The sequence below is a fragment of the Pseudoalteromonas xiamenensis genome (assembly GCF_030994125.1).
In the GTDB taxonomy this organism is placed as follows: Bacteria; Pseudomonadota; Gammaproteobacteria; order Enterobacterales; family Alteromonadaceae; genus Pseudoalteromonas; species Pseudoalteromonas xiamenensis_B.
In genome coordinates, this window is sequence record NZ_CP099917.1 from 237,470 (window position 1) to 252,998 (window position 15,529).

A 15,529-nucleotide genomic window follows, 5' to 3' on the forward strand; every position below is an offset into this window, starting at 1 on the left:
CAAGGCACTAAGTACGCCAAAGCAGTTACTTAATCCAAATAATTCAGGTTATCCCAAGCATTTCCCGTTGGTATTTATAGGGGTTAGGATCAAAAAAAACAAGACTTATCCACTTTAATTCTCGACGAATGATTTAAATTTGTTCCAAACAGCCTATTTCATTCTCGTCGCTAGTAGCGATGGTGTCAGGCATTAGGTATAATTTTACTTTCGTCGTCGTAAATATGAGCAAGTAAATGTCTGTTGAGCAGTTTGATCCTAAACAAACCACCACCTTAGAAACGGCAAAAAAGCAACTTGACCAAGGCATTGGTGAAAGTGATGTCCCTATGGGTTCTAAAGTCGGTTTCGTTTCTTTGGGTTGCCCAAAAAACTTAGTAGATTCTGAGCGTATCCTAACGCAACTTCGTACCGAAGGTTATGAAGTCGTGAGCAGCTACAACGATTCAGATGTGGTTATCGTAAACACCTGTGGTTTTATTGATTCTGCAGTGCAAGAGTCACTTGACACTATCGGTGAGGCACTAAAAGAAAATGGCAAGGTCATCGTTACGGGTTGTTTAGGTGCTCGTGAAGACGAAATCCGTCAGGTTCACCCAAATGTGCTCGGAATTACAGGACCACATGCCTATGAAAATGTCATGGAACACGTTTACAAGTATACGACGCGCCCTGAACGCTCTCCATTTTTAAGTTTAGTGCCAGACCAAGGTGTCAAATTAACACCTAAGCATTACGCGTACTTAAAAATTTCGGAAGGCTGTAACCACCGTTGTACATTCTGCATCATCCCGTCAATGCGCGGTGACTTAGTTTCTCGCCCAGTTGGTGAAGTGCTTACTGAAGCAGAGCGATTAAAACAAGCGGGTGTAAAAGAGTTGTTGGTAATAAGCCAAGACACGAGTGCGTATGGTGTTGACGTTAAGCACCGTACAGGCTTTTGGAATGGTCAACCGGTAAAAACCGATATGCTTAACCTGTGTATGGCATTAAACCAACTAGGAATTTGGACTCGTCTTCACTATGTTTATCCTTATCCGCATGTAGACGATGTCATTCCATTAATGGCTGAGGGCAAATTACTACCGTATCTGGATATTCCTTTCCAACACGCAAGTCCACGTGTCTTGAAAATGATGAAACGTCCAGGTCAAGCAGAACGAACGTTAGAGCGCATCAAAAAGTGGCGTGAACTGTGCCCAGAACTGGTGATCCGCTCAACCTTTATCGTAGGTTTCCCTGGTGAAACAGAAGAAGATTTCGACATCCTGCTTGATTGGTTAGAAGAAGCGCAACTGGATAGAGTAGGTTGCTTTAAATACTCGCCAGTTGAAGGTGCAAAAGCCAATGAACTTGCAGATCAAGTGCCGGAAGAAGTCAAACAAGATCGTTTTGAACGATTCATGTTAAAACAACAAGCGATTAGCCAAGCTCGATTAGCAAAACGCGTTGGTACGAAAATGCAAATTTTAGTCGACGAAGTTGACGAAGAGGGTGCGATAGGTCGTACCTATGCGGATGCCCCAGAAATTGACGGCCTAGTCTACCTAAACGGCGAAACGAGTCTTAAACCAGGTGATGTCATAACGGGCTTAATTACACACTCTGATGAATATGATTTGTGGGCTGAAATAGCCAATTAATATTAAAAGCCGAAGCGTATCTTCGGCTTTTTTGTTAGTGAATTTCATTCAATTTTCTAAGGTAAAAGATGAATTTAACATTCACGCCAGTAAAATCAGACGATGAGCCTTATCTACTAGCGCTTCGAAAAGCGACGATGACAGCGCATTTAGAAGCAATGGGGAAATCCCCGTCTGATGATGACCACATGATGCGCATTTGGTACTGTTTTGAGCATGCAGAACTTATTTTGAATGAAAAAAACGACGTTATAGGTATGGTCAAATCGTTTGTCGATGGACATACACTTGAAATTATCCAATTACAGATTTCACCTCACTTTCAAAATCAGGGTTTTGGACGAAGTGTAATTGAAAAATTGCTAGAGGATTCTAAGATACTTGAAGTACAACTGTCTGTACTAAAACGAAATCCCGCTCGTGCACTGTATGAAAGACTCGGCTTTGTCATCGAGCATGAGGGAGAAGATGAATATTTCATGCGTTTAAAACGTTAAACAATAATTCATTGCTCGACTGGCACGCTACATTTTCTGTATAATCCGCGCCCTAATTTGTTCAAACTGATGAACAACAATCCGCTTTTAACTTGATAGTCACTTAAGGTATTTCAACTTGATTTCTACCGCAAATATCACCATGCAGTTTGGTGCAGAACCACTTTTTGAGAACATTTCAGCGAAGTTTGGTAACGGCAATCGCTATGGCCTAATCGGCGCGAATGGGTGCGGAAAGTCAACTTTCATGAAAATCTTAAGTGGTGTATTGTCGCCGACATCTGGCAATGTATCGATTGAACCTGGACTTAAGCTTGGGGTTTTGAGCCAAGATCAGTTTGCCTTCGAGCAATACTCAGTGATCGACGCAGTTATTATGGGCGATAAAGCGCTTTGGGAAGTGAAAAACGAGCGCGATAGAATTTATTCGTTGCCTGAAATGTCCGAAGAAGATGGCATGAAAGTAGGTGAACTTGAAAGCCTATACGGTGAGATGGACGGTTACAGTGCTGAAGCAAGAGCCGGCGATATTCTACTCAAAGCGGGTATCGAAGAAGAATTCCACTTTGGCTTAATGTCGCAAGTGGCACCGGGTTGGAAGCTTCGCGTGTTACTTGCTCAAGCACTCTTCGCAAATCCTGATATTTTGTTGCTAGATGAGCCAACCAACAACCTAGACATTCATACCATCGGTTGGCTTGAAAACGAGTTGAACCAACGAAAATGTACAATGATCATTATTTCGCATGACCGTCATTTCTTGAATGCGGTCTGTACGCATATGGCAGACATCGATTATGGTGAGCTACGAATTTATCCAGGTAACTATGAAAAATTCGTTGAAGCCTCTACGTTAATGCGTGAACAATTGCTTTCGTCAAATGCCAAAAAGCAATCTGAAATTGAAGAGCTTCAAGATTTCGTTAATCGTTTCGGTGCGAATGCGTCAAAAGCAAAGCAGGCGAGTTCGCGTGCTAAACGAATGGAAAAAATCACCCTTGATGAAGTAAAAGCAAGTAGCCGTGTCGCACCTTACATCCGTTTCAACGAGAGTAAGAAGATGCATCGCCAAGCGCTAACGCTTGAAAACTTCGGCCATGGATTTGATGGCGAACTATTATTCAGTAAAGGTGACCTAATTCTTGAGGCAGGTTCTAAGCTTGCTATCATTGGTGAAAATGGTGTTGGTAAGACAACCTTTTTAAAATGTTTAGTCGGCGAATTAGAAGCAATGGAAGGGACTATCAAATGGTCCGAAAATGCAGCTCTGGGATATTGTCCTCAAGACAGTTCTGAAGACTTTGACAACGATCTTACCTTGTTCGATTGGATGTCTCAGTGGAGAACGGCAAAACATAACGATTTAATGGTGCGAGGCATGTTAGGACGTTTACTTTTCACTGCTGACGACGCAAATAAAAAAGTGCGTAACTGCTCAGGTGGAGAAAAAAACCGTTTATTGTATGGTAAGTTAATGATGCAAGACATCAACGTCCTTGTGATGGATGAACCAACAAACCACATGGACATGGAAGCAATTGAAGCGTTAAACAACGCGTTGAAGTTGTTCGACGGTACTCTTATTTTTGTGAGCCATGACCGTGAGTTTGTTTCTTCATTAGCAACTCGTATCATCGACATTAAAGACAAAAAAGTGGAAAGTTTCCACGGAACTTTCGATGAATATTTGGCAAGCGTTGCTGAAAAGGAAAAGCAACTAGGCGTGCGCTAATCTAAAAACTCAAAATGACGTTTAAAAAAAGGCCGACATGTTCGGTCTTTTTGTTATCTGCTGTAATTGAATTTGTCTTGGGGTTGATTATCATCATTTAACGTATTCAAAGAAACGTCTAGTCTTTAGCTATATGCAGCCAACCTAACGCAAGGCTGAAACTTTAATAAGGAAATATCTTAATGACCTCAACTTCTCGTTTGGTGAGCGAAACTGAAGTCGGACAGCTTGGCGTAATGCAGTTAAAGCGTACGTGGTCTAAATATGTATCCTATAAAGGCCCTGATGGGACTAGCGCTGAATTTGAATTGGAACGTAGTGTGTTTGACATGCTCGGTATTAATTTTCGTGATGCACTGGATTATTTACTCTCGGTGAAGCCCAGTTTCCAAGAGTTTGAACTTTGGTGTTGTGACATTGCGGGTAAACCTAACACCAACATCGTCGAACGTATTAACAGCCACGTTGCTAAAAAGCCACTCTCAACCGCGTTAAAAACGTGGTTTAATGAAATCGAATTGATGCCAAATGTACTATCGGATCAAGACTTAGCATGTTGGGATAAATATGGTTATGTCATTGTAAGAAATGCGATTTCTCCTGAAGATTGTGTTGCGACACGAGAACTAATTTGCGATTACATTGGGATTGCTTATCAAAATCCTGACTCGTGGCATAAAAGTCAAAACACACAAGGAATTTGGGTTAGCTTGAAATACCATAAATTGCTGTCTAAAAATCGCCAAAACATGCGCATCAAAAAGGCTTTTTCTCAACTTTGGCAATCTGCTGATGTTTATCCTTCAGTCGATCAGTGTGGTTTCAACCCGCCTGTAAATGAAAATACGCCGTACAAAGGCCAACCAATACATTTGGATGTCAACTTCACGAAGCCAATTGAGTTATCAACACAAGGTATTCTTTACCTCACGGATACGTCTGAAACTCAAGGAGCACTCACTGTCGTACCCGGTTTTCACCGGCAGTATTCACAATGGTTTAAGGAAACACCGGACGAATTGCGACAAGATTTTCGCAATTACGCGACGACATCTTTAGCGGCAAACGCTGGAGACCTGATTATTTGGCACCATCACTTACCGCACAGTAGTAGCCCTAATTATGACAAATCGCCAAGGATCACGCAGTTTATTAATTACTTACCATTACCTGTGTAAAAAAATTTGAAATATTTCTAAAGTGCTTAGGCTTTATGTTCCTGTTAGAATTGGTCGACGTTTCGTTTTAAGTGATAGCAGTGACAACCAAATCAATTCGTAATTTTTACATCAATGAAGAGCAATCGATTTACTTGCTCTCACATCATGATGCTAAAAAACACCGACAATGGCTCAATATTTGTAAGAAGCAACTCAGTATGTTGGGTTACAAAGATGTTGAACTAGTTGGGTCGGGTGCTTTTGGCTTTGTATTCGCAGGCGTGGCCGCGGATGGTAACCACTGGGTATTTAAATTCTCTCGAATCACGCTTGCACAAAGTGTTCGTGATCGCCTCGAAGATGAGGCATTTATGCTTTCTCAAATACACAATCCCATGGTTCCAAAATTCTATGGTTTTGAGCGCATCAAAAAGCAAGGTATTTTGATGATGGCAAGGGCTAAAGGCGAAGATCTTGAGAAAATTTCGCTTAAACGAGGTCGTTTTAAAGCACACGAAGTGGTTGCTCTTGGGTTAAAACTAAGAAACGTGCTGGTCGATTTACGAGAACATAAAAACGGCATGTCACCACAACCAATCGTTCATGGGGATATAAAACCGTCAAATATTGTTTTGGATAACCTGTCAGAGTCATTTTCACTGGTGGATTGGGGGAGTTCTGTCTACGCTCAGCAAGACGCGTATGGACAACCAATTGCAAGCAATATTATGGATTTAATGTCTAGCGACATAAGTCAAACGAATGCGCGAATGGGCGATGTTTATTTTATTGGGGATGAACAAATGTCTGGGGCAAAATCGTCACCTAGATTTGATGAGCAAGGTGTAGCATCCACATTATATTCGCTCGCAAGCGCACAATCTTGCCGTTTTGGTGCGCAAGTTATGCCTGCATCGAGTTTAGGATTACCTAAAGAGTTTGCTGCAGTCATTGATGGCATGCTTTCTAAGGATAAGTTAACGCGAGATAAAGCGGGTGACTACTTTATCCGTAATATGCCTACGATAGCAAAGGCCTATTTGCCCGAGCTGCCAGAGGTAAAACGAAAAGCGAATATACCTTTTTGGTTGTCTGACAAAACCGAAAAACCAGACACTGTAGTCTATAGCTCTCGTAAACAGTTTTTAAGAAGAGCTGACCAAAATCAACAGCTTCGCGACGTCAACGACGCTCAATTAGATCGGTATTACAAAGAGTTTTTATTTGATACAGGTGATACTGAAAAAGCGTTCCTAGCGTCGATAAGTCGACTTGCGAAATATCCCGTTGTTGGCGGGCTTAGCTTTCATTGGAAAGAAGAACAGTTGTTCGTTGAATCTAGTTTGATTTTACACGATGACCGTTTAAGTCGAGCCTTCACTGATGCCGTAAACGCAACCGTTATGTTAGCGCAAGGTATCTCGCAAAAAGGCTTGTTTAAGTGTTGTTTATTCGATGCAAGGCAGACAATCCAACTTGAACGAGACGCAACAGGCGCGTTTATTTTCGATAAACTTCCTTCACTTGCTTTTGATGTGGTTGATTTAAAGGCTTCCGAAGTCACACGCCCGCATTCCTATTTTGAAGATGGCAAAGACCCAGATGAGCAGTTGCAACTGCCCAAACAAATTATTCAATGTGTATTTGAGCTCAACCAGATACACCATACTGGTTGCATTATTTTTGAATCGTTAGAGAATCGCCTAAAAATACACCATTACTACCGTTTGTTGGACGCATCAAAAGAACACCAGTTTAAAACGTTGTTAGACAGAATCATGCAATATGCGATGAGCATTGAGGACGTTGGTGTAGCTGGGTTTATGAAGTTACCGTATAAAAATACGCGTGAATTTAGCCTCTGTGAAAAACAAAAAGAATCCTATTACCCTAGAAATCCGAAAGAAATTCTAAACTCAGAGACAAAAAAGGGGTCTGTTTGACTTGCCCAAGTGCAGAAAATCTCGCAATCATCAGAAATAAAAAACCCAAGCACATGCTTGGGTTTTTATTATGTATGAGCTGGAATTACGCGTTTTGAAGCGCTGTACGCGGGTCAACGAATTCCATGCCGAAGCCTTCAGCGACTTCTTTACACGTTACTTGGCCTTTGATTACGTTTAAGCCGTTCATGAAGTTTTGGTCATCAAGAAGTGCTTGTTTATAACCCTTATTCGCAAGTTTAACGATGTAAGGAAGTGTTGCATTGTTTAGTGCAAACGTCGATGTACGTGGCACAGCACCAGGCATGTTTGCTACACAGTAATGAACAACGTCATCAACAATGTACGTAGGCTCAGCGTGTGTTGTTGCTTTTGAAGTTGCAATACAACCGCCTTGGTCGATAGCAACGTCTACAATAGCTGCACCTGGTTTCATGTTCTTGATGTGTTCTGCCGTTACAAGTTTAGGCGCTGCTGCGCCCGGTACCAGTACGCCACCAATTACAAGATCTGCTTCTAAAACGTGTTTCTCAAGTGCGTCAGCAGTTGAGTAAATTACTTTTGCTTGGCTGCCGAATTGCGCATTAAGCGAGCGAAGTACGTCGATGCTACGGTCAAGAATAACTACGTCAGCACCTAAACCAACCGCCATCTGAGCCGCGTTACGACCAACCATACCACCACCGATGATAACTACTTTAGCTGGTTCTACACCTGGTACACCACCTAGTAACATACCACGGCCTTCGCGTGATTTTTCTAGAGCTTGCGCACCGGCTTGGATAGACATACGACCTGCTACTTCAGACATTGGCGCTAAAAGTGGTAAACCACCACGTGCGTCAGTCACTGTTTCGTATGCAATACAGATAGCTTTGCTTTTGATTAGGTCTTCGGTTTGTGGAAGATCTGGAGCAAGGTGTAGGTAAGTAAATAGAATTTGATCTTCGCGCAGCATTGCACGCTCAACCGCTTGTGGCTCTTTTACTTTTACAATCATTTCAGCTTTTGCAAAAATTTCTTGCGCTGTAGTTAGTACCTCTGCACCAGCTGCAACATAGTCTTCGTCTGTAAAACCGATGCCAATACCAGCATTGTGCTCAACGAAAACTTGGTGGCCATGGTTGATTAACTCACGAACACTCGCTGGAACCATACCTACACGGTACTCATGGTTTTTAATCTCTTTTGGTACACCGATAATCATAATAAATCGCCTCTAAATCAGAACGGGATGAAATATTTCACTATTATATCTATCAGTAACTAGTGTGTCCTACTGTTTGTGGTTTTCATGGTAGTCATATAAACTGATATAAATTCAGTTTTAGAATGTTTGACTATTACCATGGCGCAGCAATTAGACAGAATAGATAGAAAGATTTTAGTCGAATTACAAAAAGATGGGCGTATTTCGAATGTGGAACTCGCGAAACGCATAGGTTTAAGTGCAACTCCCTGTTTAGAAAGAGTTAAAAAATTAGAGCGAGAAGGCTACATTCGTGGTTATAAAGCAGTAGTGGATCCTGCTAAATTGGGACAGGGACTTCTAGTCTATGTTGAAATCACCGTAAACAAAAACTCACCTGATGTTTTCGATAGATTTAGTCAGGCTGTCAAAAAGCATGATGAAATATCTGAGTGTCATTTGGTCTCTGGCAATTTCGACTTTTTGCTAAAGACACGAGTAGCTGATATGTCTGAATATCGGGGAGTTCTTGGTGAAATACTCTTAAAGCTTCCAAATGTGAGTGAAAGTCGTACTTATGTCGTAATGGAAGAAGTAAAAGGTGAGGAGGGAGAGGTAATTAAACCTTATACACCTTAACAAATTTTGCTATTGTAAGCAGGATGTCCATTGATATAACAATAAATAGAGGAATACGCAGGTATGCGTTTAAATGGTGTACAACGCCTCTTAGAAACTGGTCTTATTTTCAGCACTGCTGCAGCGCTTTTCATCCTTGCTGCTTTGATCAGTTTTGACCCAGCAGATCCTGCTTGGTCACAAACAGGCGAATTTGTAAAAGTAAATAATGTAACGGGTGCGGCTGGAGCGTGGATTGCTGACATTTTGTTGGTCTCGTTTGGCTGGCTTGCGTTTTTAATTCCAGCAGCCATTCAGTTGTTCGGTTATTTGCTTTTTAAAAAACCGCATAAAATTCTGCAACTTGATTACGTTACGCTTGGTCTACGCGTAATTGGTATGTCGCTTTTCGTTACTTCATCGAGCGCTATTAGTAGTATCAACTTCGACGACATATTCAATTTCTCATCAGGTGGGGTAGTGGGAGATGTGATAGCACAAGCGATGATGCCTGCTTTTAATTTTACTGGTACGTCTATTTTACTGTTGTGCTTCTTTTTTGCCGGCCTAACCTTGATGACCGGTGTTTCCTGGGTACAGTTCGTCGATTACTTGGGTGAACAAGTCGTTCGTTGCTTCAAGTGGGTTTCGAAAAAATTTGAACAGCATAATGAGGTTGCTACATCAACTGCTCCTGCAACCGTCACAATTTCAGATGAGCACGCGGAAAGAACGATTGAAGAACACCTCGAGGTGGGGTCAGTTGAACCCACTGAACCGCTGAAACTCAAAGACAGGCTGTTTGCTAAGAAAGTGGCAGTGCCTAAAGTCGAACCTAAAGTTGAGCCTGTCGTAAATCACTCAACGCCCATCGTGCCCTCTGTATTTGATGATTTAGATGCAGCACTTGAACAAGAGCTTTCGTTCAGTGCCATTGAAGATGATGACATTGACACCGTCGCTGCTTTAAACCAGTTAGACGAAACCGCACATATGCACCCTAAAGCAGCGGAAACAGTAGTTGTGTCACCAGCTAGACCATTGAAACCAGCTACAGAATCTGTCCAAACACCGGCACCTAAGTCTGCCGGCTATCAGCCGCCGCCAACAGCTAAAGAGCAATTTGACGCGCTAATGAATGCAGAGCCACCAGCGGGGCCTTTGCCATCACTGGATTTGTTGGATAGACCGGACAAGCAGAAAAACCCGATTAGTCCAGAAGAGCTAGACGCGGTGTCACGCCTAGTGGAAGAAAAATTACTTGATTTCAACATTCAAGCGAAAGTAGTCGATGTTTTCCCAGGCCCGGTAGTAACGCGATTTGAACTTGATTTGGCACCAGGCATAAAAGTTGCGAAGATCACGAGTTTGTCTAAAGATCTAGCTCGCTCTTTATCCGCAGTGAGTGTGCGCGTGGTGGAGGTTATTCCTGGCAAAACGTATGTCGGTATAGAACTTCCAAATAAGCACCGCGAAATTGTACGTTTATCCGAAGTCATTAATGCGCCAAAATTTGAGCAAAATCCATCGCCCCTTACCATGGTGCTTGGAAAAGACATCGCGGGTGAACCGGTCGTCGCGGACCTTGCTAAGATGCCACATTTACTTGTTGCAGGTACAACGGGTTCGGGTAAGTCAGTTGGCGTTAATGTCATGATCTTAAGCTTACTCTACAAATCACCACCTGAAGATGTCCGCATGATCATGATTGATCCGAAAATGTTAGAACTTTCAGTATATGAGGGTATTCCGCATTTATTGTGTGAAGTCGTTACAGACATGAAAGAGGCGGCAAACGCACTTCGCTGGTGTGTAGGCGAAATGGAACGTCGCTACAAGCTGATGTCTGCATTAGGCGTACGAAACTTAAAAGGCTATAACCAAAAGATTTTAGATGCGAAAGAAGCGGGTTACCCGATTATGGACCCGTTATTTAAAGACACCGATGGTATGGCAGATGGCCCATCTGAACTCGAAAAAATGCCGAGTATTGTTGTTGTAATAGATGAATTCGCCGACATGATGATGATTGTTGGTAAAAAGGTCGAAGAACTCATTGCGCGTATTGCACAAAAAGCACGTGCTGCCGGTATTCACTTAGTCCTAGCAACGCAAAGACCGTCAGTAGATGTAATAACAGGTTTAATTAAAGCAAATATTCCAACCCGGATGGCATTCCAAGTATCCAGTAAAATAGATTCACGGACCATTTTGGATCAACAAGGTGCAGAAAACCTTTTAGGTATGGGTGACATGCTCTATTTACCTCCAGGTACTAGTGTACCAGTTCGTGTGCATGGGGCATTTGTAGATGATCATGAGGTCCACGCGGTTGTGAGTGATTGGAAAGCCCGTGGTAAGCCAAATTATATTGATGAAATTCTTAACGGCGACACGACAGAAGATATGTTATTGCCCGGTGAAGCGTCTTCTGAAGAAGGGGATGGAGAATCAGATCCTCTTTACGACGAAGCGGTATCTTTTGTCATTGAAACAGGCAAAGTGAGTGTATCGAGTGTTCAACGTAAATTACGAGTTGGGTATAACCGTGCCGCGCGCCTAGTGGAACAAATGGAAACGTCGGGTATTGTCAGTGCGCCAGGCCATAACGGTTCACGCGACGTATTAGTACCTCGAGGTGGAGCAAATTAATGAAAAAGTTAGTTTTAGCGTTATCAATGATTTCTATCTTCGGTGCGGTTCATGTACAAGCTAAGCCCGAGGATGTGGCTAGTTTGAAAGCGAAACTGAGTGAAATGAAAACCTACTCAGCACAGTTTGTGCAAACTGTTGACGATGAGCAGGGTACACGTGTCATGGAAGGTAAAGGAAAATTACTCCTCGAATCTCCGTTGAAAATGCGTTGGGAACAACAAGAGCCCGATGAGACTTTGTTTGTCTCTAATGGTAAGCAAGGATTTTACTTTGATAGTTTTGCAGAACAAGTAACGGTCATGGATTCAGCTAAATTAGTTGAACAAACACCATTTGTTTTGCTGACATCCACTCAAAGTGAGAGTTGGTTACGCTATGATGTGACAAAAGAAAAAAGTACTTATGTGATCACACCGATAACGCAAGGCGATAGCCAAGTTGAAAGACTCGTCGTCGCATTCGATGATACAGGGATCCTAAAATCGGTCGTTTTGACAGATGTTTCTGGACAACGCTCTACTTATGATTTCTTTGAGGTAAAAACGAACCTTACGATACCTCAATCGAATTTTAATTTTACGATCCCGGAAGGCGTCTTCGTAGACGATCAAACACCTAGTGAATAACAATTTCGGATTTGATTTTGCCCCCGATGTCCGGCCGCTTGCAGCACGCATGCGGCCAACTTCAGTAGAAACCTATATCGGTCAATCGCATATAATTGGCAGGGGTACACCGCTTTATCAAAGTTTGCTCAAAGGGCAGTGTCATTCACTCATTCTTTGGGGACCACCGGGTATCGGTAAAACGTCGCTTGCAGAACTTATTGCAAGTACGGTCAAAGCAAAAATCGTAAAATTGTCTGCGGTGACTGCTGGCGTTAAAGAAATCCGAGATGCTGTAATTGAAGCTAAGAATAATTTAGCGGTATCAGGGTCAAGAACGTTGCTATTTGTCGATGAAGTTCATCGATTCAATAAGGCTCAACAAGACGCTTTTTTGCCGCACATTGAAGACGGTACGTTTTTGTTTATTGGTGCGACGACAGAAAATCCTTCATTTGCGCTTAACAATGCGATTCTTTCACGTGCACGAGTATACACCCTAAAAGCACTTAACCACGACGAGTTAAAGCAGGTTGTGACCAACGCACTTAATCATGATGCAGTCCTTTCTCAAAAGCAGATTTCGCTCGGACAAGAGGTTTTGGAGACTATCGTTGATTGTTCAGAAGGAGATGCTCGTAAGGCGCTTAATTTACTTGAACAAGCCGTAGACGTAACACCTGAAATAAATGGTGTTATGCATATCGCTTTTGAACATATCAAAGAGCTACTTGGTCACCATGGCGCTAAATATGATAAATCTGGCGATATCTATTATGATTTAATTTCTGCTTTTCACAAATCGGTTCGAGGAAGCAGTCCCGATGCCGCTTTGTATTGGTATTGTCGTATTTTGGCAGGCGGTGGTGACCCACTTTATGTCGCGAGAAGGTTACTTGCTATTGCGACAGAAGATATTGGCAACGCCGATCCAAGAGCGATGCAGGTAGCGCTAAATGCCTGGGACATCTATCACCGAGTTGGGCCATCTGAAGGTGAACGTGCAATAGCCCAGGCGACGTTATATCTTGCCTCCGCGCCTAAGAGCAATGCGGTCTACATGGCATTTAATCAAGCGAAGCAAGACGCGCTTAATGATAAGATGGTCGAAGTTCCTCTACACCTGCGTAATGCGCCGACAAAACTCTTAGCCGAGCTAGGACATGGCGCGGAATATCGGTATGCACACGATGAAGCCGGCGCGTTTGCAGCAGGTGAATGTTACTTTCCAGAAAAATTGCAAGATAGAAAGTATTACCAGCCCAGTGAACGAGGTCTTGAAAAACAAATTGCTGAAAAACTGCGATACCTGGACGAATTAAACACGAAAAGCGAAAAAAAGAGATATTAAAAATGCTTCAAACGTATTTAATGATTGCTGTTGGTGGTGCATCTGGAGCCTGCCTTCGTTATTTTATTAGTGAAATTACGATTAAACTGCTCGGTAAGGGATTCCCTTTTGGTACGTTGCTGGTTAATATTCTTGGTTCGTTTCTAATGGGAATACTCGTTGGATTGCTCGAGAAACAAGTTGTTTCCGTAAGCCCAACGAAAACGCTAATAGGAATCGGATTTTTAGGAGCGTTGACGACTTTTTCGACGTTCTCAATGGACTCACTGTTACTGCTTCAGCAGGGACAGTTTTTTAAAATGGCGCTAAACATCGTATTAAACGTCAGTGTTTGCATCACTGTTGCGTGGTTAGGGCTGACTCTCATAGTGCAAAAAGGTTAAAGAAATAACACATGTTAGATTCAAGATTTTTAAGACAAGACATTGCTGAAGCACAAGAAAAATTGGCTAAACGCGGTTTTGAACTTGATGTAGTTGCAATTAACGAACTAGAAGAAAAGCGCAAAGCACTACAAACACGCACGCAAGAATTGCAAAGTGAGAGAAACTCCCGCTCCAAAGCGATTGGTCAGGCCAAAGCAAAAGGCGAAGATGTTCAACCATTGTTGGACGCAGTAGCACATTTAGGTGATGAACTTGATGCGGCTAAGACTGAACAAGATAAAATTCTTAAGCAACTTGAAGACATTTCTGCGACGTTACCAAACTTGCCGGCTGATGATGTGCCAGTAGGTAAAGACGAAAGTGAAAACGTTGAAGTGTTAAAATGGGGCGAACCGCGTCAGTTTGACTTTGAAGTGAAAGATCACGTTGATGTTGGTGAAGGCCTAAATAAAGGACTTGATTTCGAGACAGGCGTGAAGCTAAGTGGTGCTCGTTTTTCAGTTATGCGTGCAGGTGTTGCTCGTATGCACCGTGCACTTGTTCAATTTATGCTGGATACACATACACAGGAAAATGGTTATACAGAAATGTATGTTCCATACCTTGTGAATAAAGACAGCTTATTTGGCACAGGCCAGTTACCAAAGTTTGCAGAAGACTTATTCCACACAAAAGCGTTGTCTGAAGATGAAGACGGTTTTAGCTTGATCCCAACAGCGGAAGTGCCATTAACGAATACAGCACGAGACGTCATTTTTAACGAGCAAGAGCTACCGCTTAAATTAACGGCTCACACACCGTGTTTCCGTAGCGAAGCTGGTAGTTACGGGCGTGACACACGTGGCCTAATTCGCCAACATCAGTTTGACAAAGTAGAACTTGTGCAATTAGTCAAACCTGAAGATTCAATGGCGGCACTCGAAGAGCTTACAGGTCACGCAGAGCAAATTCTCCAAGCATTAGAGCTTCCATACCGTAAAGTCGTCTTGTGTACAGGAGACATGGGTTTTGGTGCAACTAAAACATATGATTTAGAAGTTTGGTTGCCAGCGCAAAACACCTACCGTGAAATTTCATCATGTTCTAACATGTGGGATTTCCAAGCTCGACGTATGCAAGCACGTTTCCGTCGTCAAAGCGAAAAGAAACCAGAACTACTTCACACATTGAACGGTTCGGGGTTAGCCGTGGGCCGCACGCTAGTTGCTATTTTGGAAAACTATCAGCAGGCAGATGGTTCAGTTATCGTTCCTACGGTACTTCGACCTTACATGAACGGACTTGAAGTGTTAACAAAATAATACTTTTATTTCGTAAGTAGCCGCCAATAGGCGGCTTTTTTTATTGCTTTATCATTACAGATATATGAATGTTTTTTTAAACATCATTATGCAAAAATAAGATCGAAAAATTACAGCTTTTGCATAAATTCCTCAATTTTCTTCAATTACCGCTTTTTCAATTTAATTGTGAATGACGCACCAAATTTTATCGTTTTTTAACGTTGCAACCTCAGCTAGGTTGTGGTTTATTGAAGGTGAGGTTTGGCCAAATCCGCACTGTGGTACGTGAGTATCTGTATGTATAAGTGTTACAAATTGCACTAGATACAACTCTCGTTTTTGTTCAATTAAAAGCAATGAATGTAACCCTTTCTAATTTCATTGCAATTCAATCCAACTACTTGAGCCACGCTCAAAAACAACAAGTGAAGCGTGTATTAGCTTGAAGTAGGGTAGAAATCTTAATT

12 protein-coding genes are annotated in these 15,529 nt (G+C 42.3%); 11 read left to right on the forward strand and 1 reads right to left on the reverse strand.

What is annotated here, in order from left to right:
* Nucleotides 1-236 precede the first annotated feature (236 nt).
* The 5 genes from rimO to NI389_RS01065 all read left to right on the forward strand — a co-directional run bounded on the left by rimO (nucleotide 237) and on the right by NI389_RS01065 (nucleotide 6,975).
* Nucleotides 237-1,643, forward strand: a complete 1,407-nt coding sequence (gene rimO / locus NI389_RS01045; RefSeq protein WP_308361194.1) for a 30S ribosomal protein S12 methylthiotransferase RimO — start codon at nucleotides 237-239, stop codon at nucleotides 1,641-1,643.
* Nucleotides 1,644-1,711: 68 nt separating this feature from the next.
* Nucleotides 1,712-2,140 carry a GNAT family N-acetyltransferase gene (locus NI389_RS01050; protein WP_308361195.1) on the forward strand — a complete coding sequence of 143 codons (429 nt, stop codon included), beginning with the start codon at nucleotides 1,712-1,714 and terminating at the stop codon, nucleotides 2,138-2,140.
* A gap of 118 nt (nucleotides 2,141-2,258) precedes the next feature.
* Nucleotides 2,259-3,872, forward strand: coding sequence for an ABC-F family ATPase (locus NI389_RS01055; protein WP_208843265.1), 1,614 nt, complete (start codon nucleotides 2,259-2,261; stop codon nucleotides 3,870-3,872).
* 182 nt (nucleotides 3,873-4,054) lie between these two features.
* Nucleotides 4,055-5,050, forward strand: a complete 996-nt coding sequence (locus NI389_RS01060; RefSeq protein ID WP_308361196.1) for a phytanoyl-CoA dioxygenase family protein — start codon at nucleotides 4,055-4,057, stop codon at nucleotides 5,048-5,050.
* An 80-nt stretch (nucleotides 5,051-5,130) separates the two neighbouring features.
* Complete coding sequence (locus tag NI389_RS01065) at nucleotides 5,131-6,975, forward strand: protein kinase domain-containing protein (protein ID WP_308361197.1); 1,845 nt, start codon at nucleotides 5,131-5,133, stop codon at nucleotides 6,973-6,975.
* 85 nt (nucleotides 6,976-7,060) lie between these two features.
* On the opposite strand, the gene ald is transcribed toward NI389_RS01065, so the two are convergent.
* Entirely contained in the window at nucleotides 7,061-8,182 is a 1,122-nt protein-coding gene (gene ald, locus NI389_RS01070; protein WP_308361198.1) for an alanine dehydrogenase, read from the reverse strand.
* Between the two features lie 141 nt (nucleotides 8,183-8,323).
* On the opposite strand from ald, the gene lrp reads away from it, so the two are divergent.
* The 6 genes from lrp to serS all read left to right on the forward strand — a co-directional run bounded on the left by lrp (nucleotide 8,324) and on the right by serS (nucleotide 15,080).
* The gene (gene lrp / locus NI389_RS01075) at nucleotides 8,324-8,803 is read left to right on the forward strand and encodes a leucine-responsive transcriptional regulator Lrp (protein ID WP_208843269.1); all 480 of its coding nucleotides are present in this window, start codon (nucleotides 8,324-8,326) and stop codon (nucleotides 8,801-8,803) included.
* A 63-nt stretch (nucleotides 8,804-8,866) separates the two neighbouring features.
* Nucleotides 8,867-11,434, forward strand: a complete 2,568-nt coding sequence (locus NI389_RS01080) for a DNA translocase FtsK (RefSeq protein WP_308361199.1) — start codon at nucleotides 8,867-8,869, stop codon at nucleotides 11,432-11,434.
* Nucleotides 11,434-12,063 carry an outer membrane lipoprotein chaperone LolA gene (gene lolA / locus NI389_RS01085; RefSeq protein ID WP_308361200.1) on the forward strand — a complete coding sequence of 210 codons (630 nt, stop codon included), beginning with the start codon at nucleotides 11,434-11,436 and terminating at the stop codon, nucleotides 12,061-12,063. Before NI389_RS01080 ends, lolA begins: the two co-directional genes overlap by 1 nt.
* A gap of 49 nt (nucleotides 12,064-12,112) precedes the next feature.
* Entirely contained in the window at nucleotides 12,113-13,393 is a 1,281-nt protein-coding gene (locus NI389_RS01090; RefSeq protein ID WP_308362596.1) for a replication-associated recombination protein A, read from the forward strand.
* A 2-nt stretch (nucleotides 13,394-13,395) separates the two neighbouring features.
* Complete coding sequence (gene crcB / locus NI389_RS01095; RefSeq protein WP_308361201.1) at nucleotides 13,396-13,776, forward strand: fluoride efflux transporter CrcB; 381 nt, start codon at nucleotides 13,396-13,398, stop codon at nucleotides 13,774-13,776.
* Between the two features lie 11 nt (nucleotides 13,777-13,787).
* Complete coding sequence (serS, locus tag NI389_RS01100; protein WP_308361202.1) at nucleotides 13,788-15,080, forward strand: serine--tRNA ligase; 1,293 nt, start codon at nucleotides 13,788-13,790, stop codon at nucleotides 15,078-15,080.
* The last annotated feature ends 449 nt before the right edge of the window (nucleotides 15,081-15,529 follow it).